The 25,172-nt window shown below is 69.0% G+C and carries 19 protein-coding genes; 9 read left to right on the plus strand and 10 right to left on the minus strand.

The features are described 5' to 3' along the window. Nucleotides 1–171: 171 nt before the first annotated feature. Entirely contained in the window at nucleotides 172–1,392 is a 1,221-nt protein-coding gene (ftsZ, locus tag J2Y70_RS10420) for a cell division protein FtsZ (protein WP_179568378.1), read from the plus strand. Nucleotides 1,393–1,636: 244 nt separating this feature from the next. After that, nucleotides 1,637–2,548 (plus strand): UDP-3-O-acyl-N-acetylglucosamine deacetylase, encoded by a 912-nt coding sequence (gene lpxC, locus J2Y70_RS10425; protein ID WP_263397281.1) that lies wholly within the window; start codon nucleotides 1,637–1,639, stop codon nucleotides 2,546–2,548. A gap of 149 nt (nucleotides 2,549–2,697) precedes the next feature. Here the strand turns inward: lpxC and J2Y70_RS10430 are convergent, their stop codons facing one another. Continuing rightward, complete coding sequence (locus J2Y70_RS10430) at nucleotides 2,698–3,174, minus strand: DUF721 domain-containing protein (RefSeq protein ID WP_309916899.1); 477 nt, start codon at nucleotides 3,172–3,174, stop codon at nucleotides 2,698–2,700. A 10-nt stretch (nucleotides 3,175–3,184) separates the two neighbouring features. Here J2Y70_RS10430 and J2Y70_RS10435 point away from each other — a divergent pair, with 10 nt between their 5' ends. The 4 genes from J2Y70_RS10435 (at nucleotide 3,185) to J2Y70_RS10450 (ending at nucleotide 9,108) form a co-directional block, all read left to right on the plus strand. After that, nucleotides 3,185–4,132, plus strand: a complete 948-nt coding sequence (locus J2Y70_RS10435) for a M23 family metallopeptidase (RefSeq protein ID WP_263397283.1) — start codon at nucleotides 3,185–3,187, stop codon at nucleotides 4,130–4,132. A 163-nt stretch (nucleotides 4,133–4,295) separates the two neighbouring features. Further along, complete coding sequence (secA, locus tag J2Y70_RS10440) at nucleotides 4,296–7,034, plus strand: preprotein translocase subunit SecA (protein ID WP_309916901.1); 2,739 nt, start codon at nucleotides 4,296–4,298, stop codon at nucleotides 7,032–7,034. 494 nt (nucleotides 7,035–7,528) lie between these two features. Then, on the plus strand, nucleotides 7,529–7,903 hold the full coding sequence (locus tag J2Y70_RS10445) for a glyoxalase (protein WP_309916902.1): 375 nt from the start codon (nucleotides 7,529–7,531) through the stop codon (nucleotides 7,901–7,903). Between the two features lie 242 nt (nucleotides 7,904–8,145). Beyond that, a complete protein-coding gene (locus tag J2Y70_RS10450) occupies nucleotides 8,146–9,108 on the plus strand; it encodes a Nudix family hydrolase (protein WP_309916904.1) in 963 nt (320 codons plus the stop codon). A gap of 259 nt (nucleotides 9,109–9,367) precedes the next feature. Here the strand turns inward: J2Y70_RS10450 and J2Y70_RS10455 are convergent, their stop codons facing one another. The 3 genes from J2Y70_RS10455 to J2Y70_RS10465 form a co-directional block, all read right to left on the minus strand. Then, a complete protein-coding gene (locus J2Y70_RS10455) occupies nucleotides 9,368–10,012 on the minus strand; it encodes a DUF4124 domain-containing protein (protein WP_309916907.1) in 645 nt (214 codons plus the stop codon). A 652-nt stretch (nucleotides 10,013–10,664) separates the two neighbouring features. Next, entirely contained in the window at nucleotides 10,665–11,489 is an 825-nt protein-coding gene (metF, locus tag J2Y70_RS10460) for a methylenetetrahydrofolate reductase [NAD(P)H] (RefSeq protein WP_309916909.1), read from the minus strand. 302 nt (nucleotides 11,490–11,791) lie between these two features. Then, entirely contained in the window at nucleotides 11,792–13,162 is a 1,371-nt protein-coding gene (locus J2Y70_RS10465; protein ID WP_309917077.1) for an alpha-amylase family protein, read from the minus strand. A gap of 583 nt (nucleotides 13,163–13,745) precedes the next feature. Between J2Y70_RS10465 and J2Y70_RS10470 the strand changes: the two genes are divergently transcribed. Both J2Y70_RS10470 and J2Y70_RS10475 read left to right on the plus strand, forming a co-directional pair. Beyond that, nucleotides 13,746–14,684, plus strand: a complete 939-nt coding sequence (locus J2Y70_RS10470; protein WP_309916912.1) for a M14 family metallocarboxypeptidase — start codon at nucleotides 13,746–13,748, stop codon at nucleotides 14,682–14,684. Between the two features lie 289 nt (nucleotides 14,685–14,973). After that, the gene (locus J2Y70_RS10475) at nucleotides 14,974–15,531 is read left to right on the plus strand and encodes a DUF3228 family protein (protein ID WP_309916915.1); all 558 of its coding nucleotides are present in this window, start codon (nucleotides 14,974–14,976) and stop codon (nucleotides 15,529–15,531) included. Between the two features lie 84 nt (nucleotides 15,532–15,615). Here J2Y70_RS10475 and J2Y70_RS10480 read toward each other — a convergent pair whose 3' ends face one another. Genes J2Y70_RS10480 through J2Y70_RS10505 form a run of 6 tightly spaced genes read right to left on the minus strand, consistent with a single transcriptional unit; the run spans nucleotide 15,616 to nucleotide 23,930 of the window. After that, nucleotides 15,616–17,460: an NPCBM/NEW2 domain-containing protein gene (locus tag J2Y70_RS10480; RefSeq protein ID WP_309916918.1), complete on the minus strand. Its 1,845-nt coding sequence runs from the start codon at nucleotides 17,458–17,460 to the stop codon at nucleotides 15,616–15,618. A 43-nt stretch (nucleotides 17,461–17,503) separates the two neighbouring features. Next, entirely contained in the window at nucleotides 17,504–18,451 is a 948-nt protein-coding gene (locus J2Y70_RS10485; protein WP_309916921.1) for a BadF/BadG/BcrA/BcrD ATPase family protein, read from the minus strand. Then, nucleotides 18,448–19,608 (minus strand): SIS domain-containing protein, encoded by a 1,161-nt coding sequence (locus J2Y70_RS10490; protein ID WP_309916926.1) that lies wholly within the window; start codon nucleotides 19,606–19,608, stop codon nucleotides 18,448–18,450. The genes J2Y70_RS10485 and J2Y70_RS10490 overlap by 4 nt, the downstream gene beginning before the upstream one ends. Beyond that, a complete protein-coding gene (locus J2Y70_RS10495) occupies nucleotides 19,595–20,884 on the minus strand; it encodes a D-tagatose-bisphosphate aldolase, class II, non-catalytic subunit (RefSeq protein ID WP_309916928.1) in 1,290 nt (429 codons plus the stop codon). Before J2Y70_RS10495 ends, J2Y70_RS10490 begins: the two co-directional genes overlap by 14 nt. Nucleotides 20,885–20,895: 11 nt before the next feature. Then, nucleotides 20,896–21,822 (minus strand): DMT family transporter, encoded by a 927-nt coding sequence (locus J2Y70_RS10500; RefSeq protein WP_309916931.1) that lies wholly within the window; start codon nucleotides 21,820–21,822, stop codon nucleotides 20,896–20,898. Further along, entirely contained in the window at nucleotides 21,819–23,930 is a 2,112-nt protein-coding gene (locus J2Y70_RS10505) for an alpha-galactosidase (protein WP_309916934.1), read from the minus strand. The genes J2Y70_RS10500 and J2Y70_RS10505 overlap by 4 nt, the downstream gene beginning before the upstream one ends. Before the next feature lie 109 nt (nucleotides 23,931–24,039). On the opposite strand from J2Y70_RS10505, the gene J2Y70_RS10510 reads away from it, so the two are divergent. Beyond that, entirely contained in the window at nucleotides 24,040–25,170 is a 1,131-nt protein-coding gene (locus J2Y70_RS10510) for an amidohydrolase family protein (RefSeq protein WP_309916938.1), read from the plus strand. The last annotated feature ends 2 nt before the right edge of the window (nucleotides 25,171–25,172 follow it).

The raw sequence follows: 25,172 nt of genomic DNA on the forward strand, positions 1-25,172 counted from the left end.
CCCGGAACAGCAAAAGCGGAGAGCGGAAGGGCGGAGAGAGACGGTAAGCGGTAACGGCAACATCCACTAAGAAAATAGCCGGCGCGAAAGGCCGGGCAGGGAATCGAAGCTGCTTTTCGAGTCCCGAGTCCCGAGTCCCCAGTCCCGGCCCCATAACAAGAGGAAACGGACATGGCGCATTTCGAACTGATTGAAAAGATGGCACCCAACGCGGTAATCAAGGTGGTCGGCGTGGGCGGCGGCGGCGGCAACGCGGTCGCGCACATGGTCAGCAGCAGCGTGGATGGCGTGGAGTTCATCACCGCCAACACCGACTCGCAGGCGATCAAGAACTGCGGCGCCAAGCTGCAGCTGCAGCTCGGCACCAACGTCACCAAGGGCCTGGGCGCCGGCGCGAATCCGGAAGTGGGCCGCCAGGCCGCGCTGGAAGACCGCGAACGCATCATGGACGCGCTGCAGGGCGCGGACATGGTGTTCATCACCGCCGGCATGGGCGGCGGCACCGGCACCGGCGCCGCACCCGTGGTCGCGCAGCTGGCCAAGGAGATGGGCATCCTGACCGTGGCCGTGGTCACCAAGCCGTTCCCGTTCGAGGGCCGTCGGCGCATGCAGGTCGCGCTGAAGGGCATCGAGGAACTGAGCCAGCATTGCGACTCGCTGATCACCATCCCCAACGAAAAGCTGATCACCGTGCTCGGCCGCAACGCCACCATGATCCAGGCGTTCCGTGCCGCCAACGACGTGCTGCAGGGCGCCGTGCAGGGCATCGCCGACCTGATCGTGCGTCCGGGCCTGATCAACGTCGACTTCGCCGACGTGCGCACCGTGATGTCGGAAATGGGCCTGGCGATGATGGGCACCGGCTCGGCCCGCGGCGACGACCGTGCGCAGGCGGCGGCCGAAGCGGCGATCCAGAACCCGCTGCTGGACGACGTCAACCTGGCCGGCGCCAACGGCATCCTGGTCAACATCACCGCCGGTCCGGACTTCACCATGGCCGAGTTCGACGAGATCGGCCGCACCATCGAAGGCTTCGCCTCGGAAGACGCGACCGTCGTGGTCGGCACCGTGCTCGACCCGGACATGCAGGACGAGGTCCGCGTGACCGTGGTCGCCACCGGCCTGAACCGCGCCGTGTCGCGTCAGACCCAGCGTCCGGAGCAGCGCGCGCCGATCAAGCTGGTGCGCAACGCGACCACCGGCCAGCCGGAATTCGGCGACTTCGAGCATGGCGGCGACGCCGTGTCCAAGGCCGTCGGCGGTGCGATGGGCCTGGGCCTGCGTCGCCCGAGCAGCGATGCGATGGGCTCGTCGGCGCCGGCACCGGCCGCGGCCGATCTGCCCAACGACTACCTGGACATTCCGGCATTCCTGCGCCGCCAGGCGGACTGACCGCGCCAGGCCGGCCTTGCGCCGGCCGCAACACCGCCGATCGGGACTGTTCGCCCGATCGGCGCGCCGTGTCCTTTGCTGCCGGGTCGACGCGACCCGGCAGGTTTTTGCGACCACGACGCCGGCATGCGCCAGCGTTGCGCAAATAGGACGCTGTGACTGTATTGTTAAAATTTGGCTAAACGCGTGATATTCTCAATTTCGTTCAGTTCCCGTCTGAGCGGACGTTCCCAGACTGTCTCCCATGACCCAGCAACGCACCCTCAAGAACACGATCCGCGCCACCGGCGTAGGCCTGCATAGCGGCGACAAGGTGTACATGACGCTGCGTCCGGCGCCTGCCGACCATGGCATCGTGTTCCGTCGGGTCGACCTGGAACCGGCGGTGGAAGTGCCGGCCGATGCCGAGCTGGTCACCGAGACCACGCTGTGCACCGGGCTCAGTCGCGGCGACGCCAAGATCCAGACGGTGGAACACCTGATGTCGGCGATGGCCGGCCTCGGCGTGGACAACGCCATCGTCGAACTGTCCTCGGCCGAATTGCCGATCATGGACGGTTCCTCCGGCCCGTTCGTATTCCTGCTGCAGTCCGCGGGCATCGTCGAGCAGGGCAAGCCCAAGCGCTTCATCCGCATCAAGCGTCCGGTGGAAGTGCGCGACGGCGACAAGATTGCCCGCTTCGATCCCTACGACGGCTACAAGCTCGGTTTCACCATCCAGTTCGACCACCCGATGATCCCGGCCAAGCAGTCGCGCCAGGAAATCGAGTTCTCGACCATGGCCTACATCAAGGAAATCTCCCGCGCGCGCACCTTCGGCTTCATGCGCGACCTGGAGTACATGCGCGAACGCAACCTTGGTTTGGGCGGGTCGATGGACAATGCCATCGTGCTCGACGAGTTCCGCGTGCTCAACGACGACGGGCTGCGTTACGCCGACGAGTTCGTGCGGCACAAGATCCTCGATGCGATCGGCGACCTGTACCTGGCCGGCGGCGCCATCCTCGGCGCCTACGAAGGCTACAAATCCGGCCACGCGCTGAACAACAAGCTGGTCCGCGCGCTGCTCGCCGAGCAGGCCGCATGGGAGTGGGTCAGCTTCGATGGCGGCGCGCAGCCGGCGCCGGTGGCCTACGGGGCCGTGGCCTACGCCTAAAGTTCGGCGCCCCGCAGCCGGGGTGGCCCGCGGTCACGGAATGGGGCGATCCGTCCCACGCTTCGTCCGTTCTTAACTTCTATTTAACGAATCGGTAACGACCTCGAGGCCGGCGCCCGTTAGGATGCGTCGGGTCAGGTCGTGCGTGTCTACGTACGCAGACCGTTACGGCCGGAGGTCGTAGCTGCTTCAGGCGTCGTGGAGTCGACGTCCTGCAAGGATGCCAGCGCGTCGCGCAATCCTTTGTGCGTCGCTGCGGAAACCGGTGCTGGCTTGTTTCTTGCCTGCTGCATTGGGGAATGCGCAGGTGAAGTCGCAATCTTGACGGTCACCCTGGTGGCCTTCAGCCCGAGGGATCGGGCCGCAGCGAGGATATCGGCCTCGGCGAGCCTGACCCGGGCATGCCAGACCGGAGAGTCAACGAGAAAAACGAGCTGTTCGCCGTTCACATTGGCCAACCGGCAACGGGAGGCCAGGTTCGGCGGCAGATGGGGGCGCAACTGTCGGTCCAGCGCGTCGAGCCACAGGGCACGTCGCAACGGGTCGCCCACCTTGTCCGCCAATGCGGCGTCCAACGCCGGCATCGGCGCGGTGGTATGGCCCTCGCCGGACTTTCGCTTAGACATGAAAACTCATATGGCGTTTAAGAAGATCGTAATCAATTCACGTGAAAAGGGGATCAAGGACCTGCCGTGGCGACTGCGCGAGTTCGCAGACCGGCGTCCCCTGGCCGTGCTCGGTGCGGTGCTCGGCGTGGGCATGGTACTCGGCATCGGCGTCAGCGCCGCGACCGGCCTGGCCGGTTCGGCGCAGCTGCGGGCCAAGGTGCAAAAGCAGGATGCGGAACTGGCGCAGGTGCGCCGCGACGCGCAGACCCAGGTCAACGCGCTGGCCGCGCGGCTGGGCGAACTGCAGGCGCAGGCCACCCGGCTGAACGCGCTCGGCGAGCGCCTGACCCGGATGGGCAAGCTGCAGGACGGCGAGTTCGACTTCGACCAGCCGGTCGGCGTCGGTGGCGGTGACGACGAGGTCAGCCAGGACATGCCGGCGCCGCAGCTGGACAAGGAACTGGACGGGCTGCAGCAGCAGTTCGCCACCTCCGGCCAGCAGCTGTCGGTGCTCGAATCGCTGCTGTTCGACCACCAGCTCGACCAGAACGCGGTGCCGTCGCAGATGCCGATCCGCAACAGCTACATCACCTCCGGCTTCGGCGGCCGCGCCGATCCGTTCGGCGGCGGTGCCGGCAACCACAAGGGCATCGACTTCCACGCCAACGTCGGCGACCCGGTGCTGGCCGTGGCCGATGGCGTGGTCAGCTACTCCGGCGTGCGCGGCGGCTACGGCAACGTGGTCGAGGTCGACCACGGCAACGGCTATGTCACCCGCTACGCGCACAATTCGCGGCTGTCGGTGAAGGTCGGCGATCTGGTGCGGGTCGGCCAGGAAGTGGCCAAGGCCGGCTCCACCGGCCGTTCCACCGGCGCGCACGTGCATTTCGAGGTGTGGAAGGACGGCGTGGTGATGAATCCGGCCAAGTTCCTCGGCGATGGCGCCACCCCGGTGGGCCGCCGCGGCCGCGGCTGAGGGATCGCTGGGGCGGCGATGCCGGCGCTTGAATCGCCGGGGCCCGCCCCAAGCTACAATAGGCTTTGCCACGACAGGGCGCCTCGCGCCCTGTTTCGTTTGCGGCCCTTCGATTCCCTGGGGATTGGGCCGTGCGGGCGTTCCTTTCCAACCGGTTCCTTCAATGATCAACAGTCTGCTTACTCGCGTTTTCGGTAGCCGCAACGAACGCCAGCTGCGTCAGCTCCACCGTATCGTCGCCAAGGTCAACGCGCTGGAACCGGAGATGGAGCAGCTCTCCGACGCGCAGCTGCAGGCCAAGACCCCCGAATTGCGCGGCCGCATCGCCGGCGGCGAGAGCCTGGACAAGGTGCTGCCGGAAGCGTTCGCGGTGTGCCGCGAGGCCAGCCGCCGCGTGCTCGGCATGCGCCACTACGATGTGCAGCTGATCGGCGGCATGGTCCTGCACCTGGGCAAGATCGCGGAAATGCGCACCGGCGAAGGCAAGACCCTGGTGGCGACGCTGCCGGTGTACCTCAACGCGCTGGAAGACAAGGGCGTGCACGTGGTCACCGTCAACGACTATTTGGCGCGCCGCGACGCCGCGCAGATGGGCAAGCTGTACAACTGGCTGGGGCTGAGCGTGGGCGTGGTCTATCCGGGCATGCCGCACAGCGACAAGCACGCCGCCTACGCCGCCGACATCACCTACGGCACCAACAACGAATTCGGCTTCGACTACCTGCGCGACAACATGGCGCTGTCCAAGGCCGACCGCTACCAGCGCGGCCTGAACTACGCCATCGTCGACGAGGTGGACTCGATCCTGATCGACGAGGCGCGCACCCCGCTGATCATCTCCGGCCCGGCCGACGATTCGCCGGAGCTGTACATCCGCGTCAACCGCATCGTGCCGCAGCTGACCAAGCAGGAGTCGGAGGAAGGCGAGGGCGACTTCTGGGTCGACGAGAAGGGCAAGCAGGTGCACCTGTCCGAGGCCGGCATGGAGCACGCCGAAGAGCTGCTGCGCGCTGCCGGCATCCTGACCAACGACGAGGACCGCCTGTACGGCGCGCAGAACCTCAGCGTGGTGCACCACCTCAACGCCGCGCTGCGCGCGCATGCGATCTACCAGCGCGACGTGGACTACATCGTGCGCGATGGCGAAGTGGTCATCGTCGACGAGTTCACCGGCCGCACCCTGCCGGGCCGACGCTGGTCCGACGGCCTGCACCAGGCGGTGGAAGCGAAGGAAGGCGTGCCGGTGCAGCGCGAAAACCAGACGCTGGCGAGCATCACCTTCCAGAACCTGTTCCGCATGTACAAGAAGCTGTCCGGCATGACCGGTACGGCCGACACCGAAGCCTACGAATTCCAGAGCATCTACAACCTGGAAGTGGTGGTGATCCCGACCAACCGCCCGACCATCCGCAAGGATTGGCCGGACCAGGTGTTCCTCAACCGCCAGGGTAAGTTCAACGCGGTGCTCGCCGACATCGAGGACTGCGCCAAGCGCGGCCAGCCCGTGCTGGTCGGCACCACCTCGATCGAGACCTCGGAAATGCTGTCCGAGCACCTGCGCAAGGCGGGCGTGAAGCACGAAGTGCTCAACGCCAAGCAGCACGAGCGCGAGGCGCAGATCGTCGCCAACGCCGGCCAGCCGGGCGCGGTGACCATCGCCACCAACATGGCCGGCCGCGGTACTGACATCGTGCTCGGCGGCTCGCTGGAAGCGGAGCTGCACGCGCTGGGCGAGGACCTGAGCGAGGACGAGCGCGCGCGCCTGAAGGCCGCGTGGCAGGAGCGCCACGACGCGGTCAAGGCCGCCGGCGGCCTGCACATCATCGGCACCGAGCGCCACGAATCGCGGCGCATCGACAACCAGCTGCGCGGCCGCTCCGGCCGCCAGGGCGATCCGGGTTCCTCGCGCTTCTACCTGTCGCTGGAAGACAACCTGATGCGCATCTTCGCCTCGGACTGGGTGCAGAAGGCGATGCGGATGATGGGCATGAAGGAAGACGACGTCATCGAGGACAAGCTGGTCAGCCGCCAGATCGAGAAGGCGCAGCGCAAGGTCGAGGCGCACAACTTCGACATCCGCAAGAACCTGCTCGACTTCGACGATGTCAACAACGACCAGCGCAAGGTGATCTACGCGCAGCGCGACGAGCTGCTCGATGCCGAGTCGGTCAAGGACAACGTCGACGGCATCCGCGACGACGTGATCTACGACCTAGTGGCGCGTTTCGTGCCGCCGAACTCGGTCGACGAGCAGTGGGACCTGGCGGGCCTGGAAGCGACCCTGTCCAGTGACCTGGGCCTGCCGCTATCGCTGACCGACCTGGTCAAGCGCCACGAGGAACTGGACGCGGCCGGCATCGCCGAAAAGGTGCGCGAGGAAGTCGACCGCCACTTCCAGGAGAAGGAATCGGCGATCGGCGGCGAGACCATGCGCGCGCTGGAGAAGCACGTGATGCTGACCGTGCTCGACCAGAGCTGGAAGGAGCATCTGGCGCGCATGGACTACCTGCGCCAGGGCATCCACCTGCGCGGCTACGCGCAGAAGCAGCCCAAGCAGGAATACAAGAAGGAAGCGTTCGAGCTGTTCTCGGAGATGCTCGAGCACGCCAAGCGCGAGGTCGTGACCCTGCTGGCGCGCGTGCGCATCCGCAGCGAGGAAGAGGTGGCGGCGCTGGAGGCGCAGGAACGGCAGCAGATGGAGGCGCAGCTGCGCCAGGCGCAGTTCCAGCACCAGGACGCCGGCGGCTACAGCGCCGACGAGGAAGCCGAGCAGGTGGCGCTGGGCGCCAACGCCCCGGCGGTGGCGCAGGTCACGCGCGAGGCGCCCAAGGTCGGCCGCAACGATCCGTGCCCGTGCGGCAGCGGCAAGAAGTACAAGCATTGCCATGGGCAGTTGAGCTAAGAGGGGCGAGCGCTGTTGCGCATTCGCGCAACAGCCCCACGTTTGGCTTCGCAAAACGCGGGCCCTGCTCATCACTCTCCATAACCCCGCACCTGTCGGCGCGCCCCCCAAACGCCGCGAGACGCTTCGCGCCGGACCCTCACCCCAACCCCTCTCCCGGCGGGAGAGGGGCTAAGCGGCTGTTCCCTTCTCCCGCCGGGAGAAGGTGGCCCGCAGGGCCGGATGAGGGTACGGGCGTAGCCTCGTGCACCCAAACACCACGAGCCGCTTCGCGCCGTACCCTCACCCCAACCCCTCTCCCGACGGGAGAGGGGCTAGGCTGTGCTCCATCCGTGGTGCGGTTGTTGGTCAACCCTTGTATCTATATCTATAGCCGGTCTTGTGCGGGGCGTTTTGTTTTGGGGAAGGCCCCGGATGGAGCACTTGCCGGCGTGGCGTATCGCGCGTTCTGCGGGTAGGGTGCCGGGTGTCGCCATTGCCGTTGGACGGATGCCGTGGAGCTTTCTCCCAGTCTTGAATTGAAGGTGTTCGTGCCGGCGCGGGACTTTGCGCTGTCCATGGAGTTCTATCGCGAGGTGGGATTCGTGGCCGAGCCGCTTGGCGCCGGGCTCGTCTGTTTCCGTCACGGCGAGCGCTGTGCGTTCCTGCTGCAGGATTTCTACGAGCAGGCGCTGGCGCACAACCTGATGCTGCACCTGTGGGTGGAGAATGCCGACGCCTGGTGGCGGCGGCTGGATGCCGCCGATCTGGCCGGACGCTATGGCGCGCGCGTCGGCGTACCGGAGGATCGGCCCTGGGGCATGCGCGACTTCACCCTGCACGATCCGGGCGGGGTGCTGTGGCGGATCGGTCACGATCTGCCGGGCTGAGCGCTGCGCATCGCCTTCGCTGCGCCGTCCATGCCAGGCCGTCGCGTTTGCCCGCCGTTTCACGTTCGCATGGTGTCGGGGCCCACATGGCCGCATGCGGTCGGGTTCGCCGTTGAGTCGTGCCTGTACCGTGCCCGGCGGGTTCGGATCGAAACGTAAGAATCATTGCGCTGACGCGCGGATCGCCGACGATGTGAGCCGGTTCATTGCGTTGGCACCGCCGAAGACGGCAAGCTTGTGCCATGTCCGAACCGCTCAGATCCATTCATGTCGTCGCCGGGGTGATCACCGATGCCCGTGGCCGTATCCTGCTGGCCCGGCGTACCGAGGGCCGCGACCTAGCCGGCCTGTGGGAGTTCCCCGGCGGCAAGCGCGAGCCGGGCGAGACTTCCGAGCAGGCGCTGGTGCGCGAGCTGCAGGAGGAACTGGGCATCGAGGCGACGGTCGGCGCGCAGCTGATGGAAGTGCCGCAGCGCTACCCGGACAAGCGGCTGCGCCTGGAGATGCGCCAGGTGCTGTCGTGGAAGGGCACCGCGCGCGGCCGCGAGGGTCAGGCGCTGACCTGGGTGACGCCCGACAAACTGGGCCGCTACGCGATGCCGCCGGCCGACCAGCCGGTGGTGGCGATGCTGCGCCAGCCCGATCGCTATCTGGTGACGCCGGAGCCGGTCGAGCCCGGGCGCTGGCTGGCGGCGCTGGAGCGCGCGCTGGACGGTGGCGTGCAACGCGTGCAGCTGCGCGCGCGCAGCCTGCCGGCGGAGCGCTGGCAGCCGCTGGCGCGGGCCGCAGCGGCGCTGTGCGCGGCGCGCAGCGTGCAGGTGCTGGTCAATCGCGATCTGGCCCTGGCGCAGGAGCTGGGCGTCGGGGTGCATCTGGGGTCGGAACAACTGTCGCAGTTCGATGCCCGTCCGCTGCCGCCGGGGCACTGCGTCGCCGCGTCCTGCCATACCGTGGAAGCGTTGCAGGCGGCGCAGCGGCTCGGCTGCGATTTCGCGGTGGTCGGCCCGCTGGCGGCCACCGCCAGTCATCCCGGCGCCGCGGCACTGGGCTGGGACGCCTTCGAACGGCTGCGCGAGGAAGTGGCGCTGCCGCTGTATCCGATCGGCGGCCTGCTGCCGACCCAGATTGCCGAAGCGCGCCGCCATGGCGGCCAAGGCATCGCCGCGATCCGCGGGCTGTGGCCGGTGGACGTGGACGCCGCCTGATCGGGTGGCGCTGGCGCCGCAGCGCGCGCGATGCGAGGTGAGGCGGTCGCGGCTTGTTGCGTGGTGCAAGGTTGGGCGACGCAGTGCGCGCCGATCGCGGCCGTTGCTTGTGCGTGCGCGGCGTGTAGCGCCCGGTCAAGCTACTGCCGCCACTGTGGGAGCGGCTGCACTCGCGATGGGCTTTATCGGTAACGCCCGTCGCGACTGAAGTCGCTCCCACATCAGGGTGCCGACTGCGAAAACCCAAGTCGGGAATGCGCTAGAAGCTGATCCAGAAGCAGTTGTACTGCCGGCGCAGGCTCAGCACCGTGGAGGTCGGCGTCGCGCTGCCGCCGAGGGTCTGCTCCAGGCGCAACGCGGTCGCGCGTGCGCGCGGCGGCGTGGCGGCAGCGCCAGGCACGGCGTCGGTGGCGGTGGGCGCTGCTGCAGGTGCGGCGCCGGCTGCGGGTTGCGGTTCGGCGCCGGGCGCGGTGTCGGCCGTTGCCGGCATGGTGGGGAAGGACGCCGGCGCTGACGGCAGCACTGGCACGATCGCGACCAGCGGGCGCTGGACGATCGCGTCGAGGCGATCGAGGATGCGTCGCGCCGCTTCGTCCGAGACGCCGTTCCACCAATACAGCGTGGACAGGCGATTGATGTCGCGTGCGTCCACCGCAGTGCGGATCTGCTGCGCCAGTTCGCTGAGCCGGCGCACGCACTGCGGCCGGTACAGGCCGCTGGCGCCTTCGCTGGCGGCACTGGGCGCGGCCCGCGGCGGCAGCCGGTCGATCGCGCCCAGGTCCTCGCAGCGGCGATCGCTGAACACCGTGGCGCCGTCGGCGCCGGTGCAGCGATTGACCTGCTGCGCGGCTGCGGGCGCGGCGCACAGGCAGAGCAACAGGAGGATCGACGAGGGCGCGCGCATCGCGTCAGCCTAGCCGTACGCCTGGTGTCTGGGAAGCTGCCGCAGAGGGGGGCGCAAGCGCGGCAACGTGGGGCGAGGCACGAGTGCTGTGGGATGTGCATCGTCCCGACCTTTCGCGAGGCGGGGGTCTGGCCGCTTCTCTCGTCGCGACTGAAGTCGCTCCCACAGTGCGTTCGGCACGGCGAAGCAACACGGCTGTTGTAGGAGGGGCTTCAGCCCCGACCGGTTTTGAAGCCGGCCAGGTTGCCGACTTCGTTTGTCGCGGCTGAAGCCGCTCCTACAGGGAATTCGGCGAGGTGAAGCAGCATGGCTGTTGTAGGAGGGGCTTCAGCCCCGACCGGTTTTGAAGCCGGCCAGGTTTCCGACTCCGTTTGTCGCGGCTGAAGCCGCTCCTACACGGAATTCGGCGAGGTGAAGCAGCACGGCTTTGTAGGAGGGGCTTCAGCCCCGACCCGGTTCCGAAGCCTGCTAGGTTTTCGACTCCGTTCGTCGCGGCTGAAGCCGCTCCTACAGGGAAGCGGCCAGGTGCCGCAGCGAGGCGGCTTGTGGGAGGGACTTCAGTCCCGACGCTGTCCGCCATCGGGATGCCTGCCGCCTCGCCGATGGCCATGAACGTCGCAGCGCAGATGCGCGTGCCAGCGGCGGACGGCGCTTACGCCAATCGCGACAGCACGCCGACGGTGGGCTTGGCCAGGTTGAGCGTGTAGAAGTGCAGCGACGGCGCGCCGCCAGCGAGCAGGCGTTCGCATAGCGAGGCGACCAGGTCGGCGCCGAACTCGCGGATCGCGTCGGCATCGTCGCCGTAGGCCTGCATGCGCTTGCCGATCCAGCGCGGGATCTCGGCGCCGCACTGCTCGGAGAAACGCCGCAGCTGGCTGAAGTTGGAGATCGGCATGATTCCCGGCACGATCGGGATCTGCACGCCGAGCTTGCGCACCGCATCCACGAAAGCGAAATAGGCGTCGGCGTTGTAGAAATACTGGGTGATCGCGGCATCGGCGCCGGCATCGACCTTGGCCTTGAAGTGGCGCAGGTCGCTCAACGCGTCGCTGGCCTGCGGATGCGTCTCCGGATAGGCGCCGACCTCCAGGTGGAAGGCGTCGCCGTGCTCGGCGCGGATGAAGGCGATCAGGTCGGCGGCGTAGCGCAGGTCGCCGGGATGGCCCATGCCCGAGGGCAGGTCGCCGCGCAGCGCGACCAGGCGCCGGCAGCCGATCGCGCGGTACAGCTTGAGCAGTTCGCGGATCTCTTCGCGGCTGCCGCCGACGCACGACAGGTGCGGCGCCGCCTCGAAGCCGTGGTGCTGCTTCAGGTGGCGCACCGTTTCGGAGGTGTAGCTCAGCGTCGAGCCGCCGGCGCCGAAGGTGCACGACACGTACTCCGGCGCGTAGGTCTTCAGGCGCGTGGCGGTGCGGTCCAGCTGCGCGCGCTGTTCGTCGGTCTTGGGCGGGTAGAACTCGAAACTGATGGCGGTCATGGGCGCGGCGCGTCAGGTGATGCGTAGAGTATATCTCTTCATCCGGATGGATGTTCACGGGGCGTGGCCGGTGTGCCTCGGCGGTGCGTCGGGGCCTGCACGGCGGGATGATCCGGCGGCCGCGCAATCGGCATGCCGGTCGGCTGCCGTGCCCGCGGCGACGGTGCTCGTAGGGCTCAGCGAACCCCTCGCGCAGGCGCGCCATCCGGGCGCGCGCCTGCGCCGCCTCCACGCTCCGGTCGCTTGCCGTCCAATGACGGATTCGATCGTCGGATCGAACCCGCCGTCATGCGCCGCCGACGTCAGCGCTTCCACATCCGCGCCTGCCGCGGCGGCAGGCTGAAGGTGTAGCTGCTGCTGGAAATGCGCACCACGTTGCCCGAGCCGAGCGCGTCGCTGTAGTCCACGTTCCAGCGCAGCACGCTGCCGTTCATCGCCACGGTGGTGGTGACGGTGGTGCCGCACTTGTTGATGCCGACGATGCCCAAGTCGCCGCGGCGGAACAGCAGATGACAGGCGTCGTGCGACAGCACCTGCATGTCGCTGCCCTGTGCGGCGTTGTGGAAGCCGATCATGCGCTTGAGGTCGTCGCGCTGGTAGGCGTTCACCCAGCGGTTGTCGCCGCTCTCGTTGTTGTCCGAGTACACCATCGGCACGCCGCCGTCGCGGCCGAGCAGATACGCGTAGGCCAGGGTCTCGTCGACTGGGTCGAGGATCGCGTAGCGGAAGCCGGCGTTGTTCGGGATGTCGTGGGTGACGGCGAAGGTCACCGCGCGGCCACCGGGCAGTGCCTGGCCGTAGGCGCCGGGATCGACCAGGCCGTCCATGCTGCCGCCGAACGCAAAGGCGTTGCGGATCGCGTTGAACAGCGGGAAATCGTAGGCGGCGTGCGGCGTCGCCTGCAGGTAGGGCGCGAGGAACTGGTCGTAATCGGCCGTGCCGGCGCCGCCGGTGGTGATGACCTCGCCGAACACGTGCACGCCGGAACGGATGCCGGCGTCGAGTACCGCGTTGAGATGGTCGAAGGGCATGTGCTTGGCCGCGTCGATTCGGAAACCGGTGACGCCCAGCGTCTTCAACGCCTGCAGATAGCTGCGCTGCTGCTGCACCACCCAGGCGTTGCCGACCAGGTCGGGCAGGCCCGGATCGCTGCCGCCGCCGCAGATGCGGTAGGTGCGAACCTGGTAGGCATTGCCGTAGTCGGCGATGCACTGCGCCGGGCCGAAATCGCCGGCGCCGAGGACGTTCGCCGACAGGTCGCCGAACAGCCGCAGCGATGCGTAGTGCGATGGGTTCGCCGCGTACTGCGACAGCACCGCGCTGCCCGGGTAGTTCAGGTCCGGGCGCGTCGCCGCTTCGTTGGCCATGTGGTTGAGCACCACGTCGGCATAGGTTTCCACGCCGACATCGGCCAATGCCTGCACCATGCTGGCGAAGTCCTCGGTGTCGCCGAGCGGGTTGTCGATCACGCGCATGTCCTGCGGCTGGTAGCGCGCCCACCACTCGCTGCCCTGCGAGCGATAGGCCGGCGCCACCATCACCTTGTGGTAGCCGGCGGCAGCGATCTGCGCCGCGCGCGCTTCCACGGTGGCGTAGGGCCAGTTGAAGGCGTGCAGGATGGCGTCGGCCTGGGCGCTGGCGGTGGCCAGGGTCAACAACAGGCCGACAAGCAACATGCGCCAGCGTGGCGGGCGCGGCGGGACGATCGGAGCGGCGGGCAGGTCGCGCATCACACGGGTCTCCTTGGTGGAAGTGCGCAGGCGACGTGCCTGCGCGTCGGCCCTGCTTCCCATCGCGGCGGCAGCGGCGCTGGGAATGCAGCGGTGAGCGATGCTAAGCGCGCATCGCGGCGCAACATGGATGCGCTACATACGTATTCATTGCAGTGCCGGTCGAAAGCGGGATCGGTATCCGGTTCTGTCGGTTCGGCTGCGCGTCATGGCGCGGTGTTCCTGCGCGGGCCCATGGGCAGGCGGATACGTTTGCGTGCTGTCCGGCGAGTGCGTTGCGCTGTTCCCCGATGGGCCGCGCTGCATATTGCGGCAAGGTTGGAGATGCGATTGGCTGCATGCATTCGGTCGCACGCGTGGTCTTGGCCGTCGCGCGACATGTTGCGGTCGATACGGCGCCGGCGGCCACGGCACCTCAACGCAGACATGCGTTGTCTCGCGCGCCGATCCACCTTGCGCTGCGCAAGACGGCCAGGTTTTTCCGATGCTAAAGTCACTCGCATCACCTGCACACGTGGACCGCACCATGACATTCGATGCCTTCTATCCCATCGGTACGCCTGGCACGCCGTGGGGGCCGGCGGAAAAAGCGGCCTGGCTTTCGCGGCAGCGCCGGCAACGCAGCTACCAGGCGGACGTCGTGGCGGCGATCGAGCGCCTGCGCGAGCTTTGGGATGTCGTCGAATACGGCGTGCTGGCGTATGCCGAAGAGCGTCATCCGCTGCTGGCGCTGCGCAGCCGCGGATGGGACGACGCGCTGCCGTGCATGCTTGTGACCGGTGGCGTGCACGGCTACGAGACCAGCGGCGTGCACGGCGCGCTGCAGTTCGCGCAACGCCACGCGGACGATTACGCCGGCCGCGCCAACCTGCTGGTGGCGCCGTGCGTGAGCCCGTGGGCCTACGAGCGGATCCACCGCTGGAACGCGGACGCGATCGATCCGAACCGGTCGTTCCGCGAAGACAGCCCGGCGCAGGAGTCGGCCGCGCTGCTGCGGTTGGTCGCGCCGCTGCGTGGGCGGATCGCGATGCACATCGACCTGCACGAGACCACCGACAGCGACGAGTCCGAATTCCGGCCGGCGCTGGCCGCGCGCGATGGTGTCGCCTACGAGCCCGATGGCATTCCCGACGGTTTCTACCTGGTCGACGACAGCGAGAATCCACAACCGGCGTTCCAGCAGGCGGTGATCGCGGCAGTGGAGCAGGTGACGCATATCGCGCCGGCCGATGCCGAGGGCAAGATCATCGGCTCGCCGGTGGTGGCGCATGGCGTCATCCGCTACCCGATGAAGAAGCTGGGGTTGTGTGCGGGCATCAGCGACGCGCGCTACACCACGACCACCGAGGTCTATCCCGACAGTCCGAGCGCCACGCCCGAGCAGTGCAATGCCGCACAGGTGGCGGCGGTTCGTGCGGCGATCGACTATGCGTTGGCGCATCCAGCGGAGTCGCGTCGCGACTGAAGTCGCTCCCACAAGGGGGCTGCAATAGACGAGGCATGTGGCGGATGAGTACGTTGCTTGCCTGCGCGATGGCGGACGTCGCAGCGCCACGCCGGCTTTTGGGTGGAACGGATTCAAGCGCAATGCCTTGCCGGCAGCGCGTCGGAATTGGCATTCCTCCTGCAGAAACAGCGTGAACGGTCGGCGTTGCGCAATGCCATGCTCTTCGGCTGCACAGCCGAAGTCGTCCGCAGTGTCCATCGCCTGCCGGGCGCGCTACGCTTGCCCGCTCCTCGCGTCCGTCACCGCCATGTCCATCGTCCTCACGCCCTTCGCCCGCACCCGTCTGTTCCCGCGCGATCGCCGCCGCAACGCGATCCAGGATTGCGCGCCCGAGCAGTTCGAGCGTCACCTCAACGACAGCGCGCCGCTGCAGGTGCTGGACGGCTACGCGCCGTTCTGCAAGTTGCACGTGCATCCCAACTGGACGTCCACCCGCTGCCTGACCGTGCCGATCACCGAGGCCAATCGCCACCTGCTGCGTTCCGGCTACGAAGCGCGCAGCAGGGAGGAGTTGCCGGTGTTGGTGCGCTGGTTCGAAGGCGTCGAGCCGCCGGTCGCCACGTACCTGCTGCCGATCCTCTACAGCCGCGAGCAATTGGCGCGCGAAGGCGCACCGATCGAGGCCGAGTGGGGCGTGGTCGGCTGCCTCTATACGGCCGAGCCGCAGGAGATCCCGATGGCGCCGATCACCATGCTGCGCAACGCGCTGGGCGTGGAGGAGGGCGGCTCGGGCGTGGCGCTGGACCGCGAGGCCTATCGGCGCAGCGTGGCGTTCTGGGAGCGCAACGCGAACTGGCGGCCGTAGCCACGCGCCGGCGTCGCAGTAGCGAGCGGGTGTGTGATTGCCAGCGGCCCGCCGTCGACAGGCGCAAGCTCGCCGCATGCGCGCTCAGCGCAGCACGGGATTCGCCCAGACCACCAGCGGCGGCAACTCGCCGGCCGGCACTGCGTCGGCAGCGGCGACCAACTCGAGCACGCTGACGTTGCCGAGCGGCAGTTCGACGGCGACTGCCGCATCGCCACTGCGCATCGGCGCGCTTTCGTACAGGAGCCTGGCGTCGCCGTAGATGCGGAACACGGTGGTACCGGTACCGCGCGCGGCGCTGTCCTGCAGCCCGAGCGAGGTGTTGAACTTGGAGAACTCGCCCCGGGTGAGGATTTCCAGCCGCGAATCGGCATGGGCGCCGATGCCATACGCGTATGCGCTGCCGCCGATCTTCAGCGGCTGGCCATACGGCGTGACGTCGGCGCGCGGCGTGCCGGAGGCGGCGTTCAGCACGGTGGCGTAGCTCGGCAGACCGTCGGCGGCGACATGGATGCGCGCGGTCATTTCGCTCAGCAGGGTCGCGTCCGCTTCGACCGGCGTGCCCTTGACCTTGAGCATCACCGCGGCATGCGGCGCCAGCGAATAGCGCAGCGGGCCCTGGTGTGACGGCAAGTCGCGGCGGCGCCACAGATCGCGTACCGCCAGAGGCGTGCTGGCGGCCAGCTTCATCTGCCGCGCATCGACCTGCGCCACGGCCGCGGTGTCGCCGCGATTGAACAGCAGCACCGCGCGTTCGCCGCGTGCGGTCAACGGCTTGACCAGCACCTGCACCGGCGCAGCGTCGACCACCAGCGTGGCCTGGTTGCCGGCCGCATCCTGGTTGACCGCGATCACCTCGGGATTGCGCAGCAGTTCGATCAGTGGGTCCGGCGCGCGGGTCAGGTCGAACCCCAGCAGCAGCGGCGCGGACAGCATCGCCCACAGCGAGAAATGGGTGCGCGCTTCGGTGAGGTGCGCGGCGTCGAACGCGCCCAGGCCGACCGCCAGCATGTCCGGATCGTTCCAGCGGCCCGGGCCGGCGTACAGCTCGCGCCGCGAGGCCGAATCGAAGTTGTGCAGCATGCTATCCCACGTCGGCTCGATGTCCGGACTGGTGCGCCACAGGTGGCCGTGGCTGCCGCCCCAGTCGCGCACGCCGGCCTCGCCCCATGGGCAGATCGACAGCACGTAGTCGTTGTCGGGATTCAACGCGGCCAGCAGCCGGCCGATGCGCGCGTAGTGCGTCTCCACCGCATCGCGGTCGCTGCGCACGGCGTCGCCGCGCACGATCAGCGGGCGCAACGCGCGCTGGCCGGAATCGCGCACCGGCACGCTGTCGGCAGCGAAGTCGGCCAGGCCGCAGGCGTCCACCTTCAGGTAGTCGAAGCCCCAGTCCTGGAACATGGTCTTCAGGTCGGAGGATTCGAAGCCCTGCAGGCCGATCTCGCGTTCGGCCACGCTGCCCACCGGCAGGTTGGGACTGGTGCGGTCGAACGCCTGCGAGCAGGCGTTGCGTCCGGCGTCGGTGTACAGGCCGGCCTTGAAGCCGCGGGCATGCAATCCATCGGTCCAGGCGCGGAAGCTGGTGCCGCCGTCGCCGGTCCTGGCGATGGGGAACATCGAGGTGCGGATCGCGATCTCGCCGCTGGCGCGCCGCTGCAACCACCAGCCGTCGTCGATGTTGATGTAGCGGTAGCCGGCCTGCTGCAGGCCGCGGCGCTGGATGGCGTCGACCACCGACAGGATCCGCGCCTGGTCGACGTCGGTGCGAAAGGCATTCCACGGATTCCAGCCCATCGGCGGGGTGGCGGCCGCGCCGTGGCCGTACACGCTGAAACGGCCGCTGGGTTGCAGGGCGTCGGGGCGCTGCGCCGCGCCCGCGGCGGCGGCGAGGGTGCAGAGCAGGGCGGCCAGCAGCGGGCGTTTCATCGGCGTGTCCTTGGCGGACGCGGTCGGCGTCCGCAGCGGTGCTTCAGCGGGATGGAATGGCGGCCAGTTGCCGCGCGTAGAGCGCGGCCCCGTAGTGCGGTGCGTGCAAGGGCGCGCGCAGTTCGAAGCCGCGAGCGGCCGCGCCCAGCGCCAGCCGGAACGGGCGCATCAACAGATCGCCGGCGCTGAACGCGCCGCCGGAATACGACACCGGCACCGGCTCGCCTGCGTCGAATCCGAGCGCGCCGTGCAACGCCACCGCGATCGCCGCCAGCTCGCGGCCGGCGCGTTCGAAGATCGCCGCGGCCACCGCGTCGCCCGCCTGCGCGGCGCGCGAGACCAGCGGCGACAGCCTGGCCAGGTCGCCGCGGGTGCCGACGCCTTCGCCATAGACGTGCGCGCAGATGTCCAGGTCGTGCCCGCCCAGTTGGAAATGCTCGCGCAGCAGCGCATGCAGCGGACCGCGCGGCAGACGCCCGTCGCTCATGCGCGAGAACGCGTTCAGGCCCTGGATCGCGATCCAGTAGGCCGAGCCTTCGTCGGAGAATGCCTCGCCCCAGCCGCCGCAGCGCGCGGCGGCGGCGCCGCGCCGGCCGTAGCCCATCGAGCCGGTGCCGGCGATGATGTTGATGCCGTCGGCGCAGGCCAGCGAGCCGGCCCAGCCGCAGACCATGTCGTTGTCGCAGGCGTAGCGGTCGTGGCCCAGCACCTGCGCCGGGATGCCCTGCAGCGCGGCGGTGGCGCGGCTGTCCTCGCCGTAGGCGGGCAGCCCGAAGAAGGCCTGCGCGATATCGGCCGGGCTGCGCTGCAATTGGCCGAGCACCTGGCCGATGCCGTCGGCCAGGGTGGCGCGGACGCCGTCCAGGCCCACCTGCGGGTGATAGGTGGTGCCCAGCTGCGCCTCGGCCAGCAAGACGCCGTTGGCGTTGATCGCGGCGAAGCGGGTCTTGCTGCCGCCGCCGTCGACGCCGAGGTAGAGCGCTGCGCTCATGCGTCCAACGCGTACAGACGCACGCCCTGCACGACGCGGTTGACCACCCCGGATGGATTCGGGTTGTCCGGGGTCACGCCCATCGCGCGCGAGGTCAGGAACGCGAACAGCTGCGCGGCGGCGATGTACGGCCACAGCAGGTCCGCGTCCGCGGCTGCGTGCATGCCGGCAACTGCGAGCGTGTCCGCGTCCAGGCCCGGGCGCGGCTGCGCGGTGATCTCCACGACGCGGGCGGCGCAGCCGTCGCGGCGCAGTTCGTCGAGCAGGTCGTGATCGTAGCGGCGCGTGTAGGGGTCGTTGGACACGAACACCACCACCAGGGTGCGCTCGTTGACGAAGGTCTTCGGCCCGTGGCGAAACCCCAGCGGCGAGTCGTAGCAGGTGGCCACCGCGCCGTTGGTGAGCTCGCCGAGCTTGAGCGTGGCCTCGCGCGCCAGGCCCTGCAGCAGGCCGCTGCCCAGGTACACCACGCGCTCGAAGCCGCCGCGCGAGAGCGTTTCCAGCAACGGCCGCGCGTGCAGCAGCACCGCGTCGACGGCGCGGCCGATCGGGGCGATGCGGGCATCGAGCGCGCCGGCCGGCAGCAGCGCGGCCAGGGTCGCGTACATCATGCAGCTGAAGCTGGAGGTCATCGCGAAGCTGACGTCGTGGGTTTCCTGCGGCAGCAACAGGGTTATGGCCTTGGCCACCGGCGCGCGCGCCAGCGCGCCGTCGCGGTTGCAGGTCACCACCAGGTGGCGCACGTCGGCGACCAACGCTTCGGCCAGGTCCACCGCGGCCAGGCTCTCGGGGCTGTTGCCGGAGCGGCCGAAGGAGATCAGCAGCAGCGGCTGCGCCGGATCCAGATACAGCTGCGGTGCGCAGACGATGTCGGTGGTGGGCACCGCGTCCACGCGCGCGGCCAGCACGCGGTCCAGCAGCGGGGCCAGGCACTGGCCGATGTAGGCGGAGGTGCCCGCGCCGGTGAGGATCACCCGCGCGCGCGGGTCGTCGGCGATCGGCGCGGCGAAGGCCTGCAGCTGCGCGTGCAGCTCGGCGACCAGCGCGTGGGTGCGTTCGAGCATGCGCGGCTGCTGCGCGATCTCGCGCGCGGTCCACAGCGCGCCGCTGGCGTCCAGTTCGGATTCGGCAATGCCGAGGGCATCAGGAGGGGTCATGGGCATGGCATGCATGGTGATAGTCGTCGAGAACGGCACTGACGTGGGCCATGACCAGGGACTGCGGATCGCGCGTCGCGGTCCCGGTACGGATGGCGTGCAATGCGTGGGGGAGATACTGGCCGAGGAGCGGCAGTGGCGGCGGATCAGCGCGCAGGTTGTCGAACAGGCGCACGCGCGCCTGCTCGATCTCCGCATCCGGCCAGTAGTAGCGGATGCGGTCGCTGAGGCTGTACTGCAGGTCGATGGCCAGGCCGCGGCCCTGCCCGTGGTAGTAGCGCTGCCAGTAGCCGGGCGCGGCCTGCATGCGGCGCACGGTCACCTCGCGCAGGTTGGCGCGCAGGGTGGCGTCGATCCATTCGCGCTCGATCGCGTCCAGCGCCCACAGCGCTTCGCGCAGGGCGAAGGTCAGCCCGGGGCCGACCTTGAGGATGGCGAAGTGGTCGCGCACCAGCGCGTCCAGCGCCGTGCGCGTCTGGTAGTCGGTGGAGTGCGCCTCGAACACCATGCCCGGCACGGCGGTCACCGCCTGGCTCAGGTCGCGCGCCTTGCCGCTGTCGTAGTCGATGACGGCGTGGTGGTCGAATTCCACGCCCGGTTGCACCACCGAGGCGATGACCCGGGCCCAGGCATCGTCCAGCCCGGCCTGTGCGAACGCGCTGCGGTGCGCTTCGATGGTGGCCAGCGCCGCGTCCGGCGTGGTCAGCGCCAGGCCGTCGATCGCTTCGGTGGCGCCGCCGGGCACCGGCACCTCGGTGCCGATCACGTACACCGGCGCTTCGCCGCCCGCCTGCGACCAGGCGTCTTCGGCGGCGCGGCACAGGCGCACCGCGCGGCGCACGATCTCCGCTTCGGGCAGCGGCTCGGGATCGCCGCTGCAGGCCATCGAGCAGTCGAGGTGGATCTTGCGGAAGCCGGCGGCGACATACGCGGCCACCATGACCTCGGCCTTGTCCATCGCCGCGGCCGCGTCCAGCGCCGTCCACGGGTTGGGACCGAGATGGTCGCCGCCCAGCGCGATGCGGCCGCGCTCGAAGCCGACGCGGTCGGCGATGGCGTACACGAACGCGACGAAGTCGGCCGGGCGCATGCCGGTGTAGCCGCCGTCCTGGTTGACCTGGTTGCAGGTCGCCTCGAACAGCACCAGCGCCTGGCCGCTGCGCTGCGCGTGGCGCAGTCCGGCTTCGACGACGAGGGGATGGGCCGAGCAGATCGAGGTCACGCCGATGGCGTGGCCTTGCCGATGCCGCGCGATCAGGTCGAGCAGAGCGTGCATGGAAAATCCAGTCAGGGGGGAGAGGGCGATTGCGGTTGCGGCGCGCGCTCGGGTTCGAGCACCAGCAGCAGCGAGGCGACCAGCGCCAGCACCAGGCCGACCGCCTTCAGCGGACCGGGCACGACGCCGGCGAACAGCAGCGCCAGCGCCGCGGTGACCAGCGGTGCGCCGGCATTGCTCAGCGGCGCCACGACCATGGCCTTGCCGTAGCGGAAGGCGTAAACCAGGGTCACCGCGCCCACCGCGTTGAGCAACTGGATGGCGGCGGTCATCCACGGCCCGTCCAGCCCGGTGTTGATCGGCTGCCGCCAGTCGGTCATCGCCAGCGCCACCGGCGCCAGCAGCAGGGCGCCGAGCGTCATGTAGGCGAAGATGCTGTCCGCGCGCACGCTGTCGTTGGCCAGCTTCATGAAGAAGGCCTGCACGCCCCACGCCAGCATGATCAGCAGCGACTGCAGGAACCAGCCCAGCCCGCCGCCGCTGCCGCGGCCGAACGACAGGTCCAGCAGCGGCAGGGCCAGCAGCGCCAGCACGATGCCCAGCGTGCCCTGCCAGCCGGTGCGCTCGCGCAGCAGCAGGAACGACAGCGCGATGGTCACCACCGGCGACAGCGAGATGATCGGGAACACGAAGTACGCCGGGCCGATGGTCAGCGTGTGGAACAGCAGCATCTGCCCGCCGGCGCCGAGCAGGCCGATGGTCAGGCCGTAGCCGATCGCCCTGGGCGAGCGCTCCAGCTGCCAGCCATTGCGCCACAGCAGGTACAGCGCCGGCGGCAGCATGGTCAGCGCCCACACGCAGTACACCAGCGTGTCGGGGAAGCCGTGCGCCGCCGACAGCGGCGACAGCGCGCCCCAAAACCCCCACAGCACCACCGTGGTCAGGGCGAAGACCAGCCAGGGGCGGTGCCGCGCGGTCGGCGTCGGTTCCGCGCTCATGCCGGATCCCTGGCCGGCGTGGCCTGCAGGAACAAGAAGCGCTCGAAGCGCGCGGGCAGGAACGCATGCGCGGCATCGACCACGCCGAGGTCGCGTTCGTTGAACAGATCGCGCACCTGCCAGCGGCCCGGCGCCAGGCCGCGCAACTCGATCTTGCCGTCCCACTGCGGCGCATAGAACGTGTAGTACTGCGCGCCGTCCTTGCGGATCGCATGCGCTTCGGGCTTGTCGAAGCCGATGTCGTACAGCGTGCCCAGGTACTCGCCCTTGGGCAGCATGTGGGTCTTGTACAGCTCCACCCACTTGCGCCACAGCGTTTCGCGCTCGGGCGTCAGCACGAAACCGCCCGGCGGCAGCGGCACCGACGGATGGTCGGTGTCCTTGGGCCAGGTGAACTTGCTGGAGATCACCGCGCCGATGCCGACGCTGGAGGCGAAATCGTCGCGGTTGTCCGACAGTTCCACATGATCGCCGGCGTAGCTGCTGCGCGCGCCGATCAGCGCCTTGATCGACTTGCCCTTGCTGCGCACCTGCCACGACGACAGCGGGTCCGAGGACGGGTACTGGTCGGTGGCCGGCAGGTTGTGGAACGCGAAGGCGGTGCCGCACGGGCACAGTTCCACCACCGCCTGCGGATTGGCCTGGTGCGCGGCGCGATAGATCGCATCCCAGAACTTGGCCAGGCCCACGACCGAATCGTTCGGGCTGGCGTGGTGATGCGCGGGGTTGTAGCAGGGCGCGACCGCGTTGAGATGCTGGCCGTCGAGCTTGATGCCTTCGAAGCCCCAGTCGCCGATGGCCTTCTTCACCAGCGCCACGTAGAAGTCGATGGTCGGCTGGTAGGCCGGGCACTGGGTCAGCGCGTTCCACCAGGTCACGGTCTGGAAGGCGCCTTCCTTGTCCAGCAGCAGCATGTCCACGTGGTCGTGCAGCACATCGCTGCCGGGATCGGCGGCCAGCGGCGCCAGCCACAGGCGCGGGCGCATGCCGTGCTTGCGCACTTCGGCGGTGAACGCGCGCATGTCGGCATCGCCGCGCGGGAACTTGCGCCGGTCGATCTTCCAGTCGCCCTCGTTGGTCTGCCAGCCGTCGTCCAGCACCGCCCATTCGAAGCCGAGTTCGCGCGCCTTGGGCAGCGTGGCGAAGATCTGCTGCACGTTGAAGTCGCGCTCGTAGCCCCAGGCGCACCAGATCGGCGCGAACGCCGAGTCCGGCGGGCGCGGGCCTTCGATGCCCTCGGCGCGCATGAACGCCTGGTATTGCTGCAACGGGGCGAAGAAATCGCCGCTGTGCACCGCCAGCAGTGTGCGCTCCGTGACCAGTTGCTGGCCGGGCGCCAGCGTCGTCGCCTGCGCCGATTCGATGGCGATCGCAGCGCCGGTGGCGGTGCGGCGCACCGGCATGTCCAGCGGCCGCGGCACCAGCTCGACGTGGCCCACGGCGATGCCGACGTCGCGGCGCCAGAGATTGGCCACCGGCGTGCCGCCGCCGTAGTCGGAGGACTCCATCGCCAGCGTGTTGCGTTGCGCGAAGCCGTCGCCGAGCGGTTGCACCCAATCGCGGCGGTCGGTGTGGGTGGCGCCGGAGAAACTCCAGAAGCCGCCGGCGACGGCCGGCAGTTCGTGCGCGCCGTTGCGCCAGCCGGCCACCTGCAACGCGGTGGTGCCCAGGTTGCGATAGCGCACCTGCAGCAGCGCCAGGCCGGGCAGCGCGTCGAACAGGCTCACCGCCACCTGCTTCTCCACGCCGGCCTTGGTCGCGCGGCCGGTGAACACGGTCTGCCGGCCGCGGCCATGGCGCGGATCGTCCAGCGCATGCGTTTGCTGGCCGGTCAGCGCGAAGTCGGTGAGTTCGCTGCCATCGGCCAGCAGCAGCGCTTCGCTGGGCTGGTAGGCGGTCAGCGGCTTGCCGCGCGAGGACAGCCGCGTGTGCATGCGCCGGTCGAAGGCGAGGGACAGCACCGCATCGGCGATCGCCGGCTTGCCGTCGGCGGCGGTCGCGCCGACGGGTTCGGCCGAGCGCGCCCAGGGCGCCACACTCCATGCGGCAGCGCCGGCCACGCTGCCGACGACGTACTTCAAGACACTGCGGCGTCCAATCGGGGACATGGGCAACGGGTCCGGTGGCGTTGCCGGCATTCTGCGCGCGCCCTGACGATTGATGCAAGCGTTTTGTTTCGTTATGTTGCTACTTGTTTCGATAACGCGAGGTGGAGTGATGAAGACCGTCCTGATCCTGTTCGGCGTTCCGCTGGCCATCGCCCTGCTGGGCGGCGTGCCGGCGGCGCATGCGCAATCCGGCGCGAAGCGCGCCAGCGCGGCCGACGCGCCCTACGCGATGGCCGATTTCGCCAAGGTCCGCAAGTACGACGCGCATGTCCATGCCAACCGCGCCGACCACGCCTTCCTCGAACAGGCGCGCGCCGACAACTTCGAACTGCTCTCGATCAACGTCGACTATCCGGATTTCCCCAGCATCGAGCGGCAGCACCGCGATGCGCTGACCCTGGCCAAGGCCGATCCGGCGCGCTTCCACTGGGCGGCGACGTTCTCGATGCGCGGCTACGCCACGCCCGGATGGCGCGAGCGCGTCGATGCCGGCCTCGACCAGGCGGTGCGCGAAGGCGCGCGCGCGGTGAAGGTGTGGAAGAACATCGGCATGGTGGAGAAGGATGCGCAGGGCAAGCTGATCATGCTCGACGATCCCGGCCTGGCGCCGGTCGCCGAGCACATCCGCGCACTGGGCGTGCCGCTGATCGCGCACCAGGGCGAGCCCTACAACTGCTGGCTGCCGCTGGAGCGGATGACCACCAACAACGACCGCGAGTATTTCGCCAAGCATCCGCAGTACCACATGTACCTGCACCCGGAGATGCCCTCGCATGCCGCGCTGATGGCCGCGCGCGACCGCTTCGTCGGCGCGCATCCGCAGCTGCGGGTGGTCGGCGCGCACATGGCCAGCCTCGAATACGACGTCGACCGGCTGGCGCAGTTCCTGGACCGCTTTCCCAACGCCACGGTCGACCTGGCCGCGCGCATGAGCCAGGTGCAGTACCAGTCCAACCGCGACCGGGCCAAGGTGCGCGACTTCTTCGTCCGCTACCAGGACCGCCTGCTGTACGGCACCGACCTGACCTACGCGCCGGACGCGGACCCGGCGCAGTTCCGCGCCGAAGCGCACGGTGTGTGGCAATCGGACTGGCGCTATCTGGCCACCGACGAGAGCCAGCGCATCGCCGTGCTGGAGACCGACGTGCCCGGCCTGGCACTGCCGCGCGCGGTGATCGACAAGATCTACTACCGCAATGCGCTGCGCGAATTCGCCGCGGCCAAGACCGCTGCGCGATAGGC

Source organism: Xanthomonas sp. 1678, assembly GCF_031455575.1.
In the GTDB taxonomy this organism is placed as follows: domain Bacteria; phylum Pseudomonadota; class Gammaproteobacteria; order Xanthomonadales; family Xanthomonadaceae; genus Xanthomonas_A.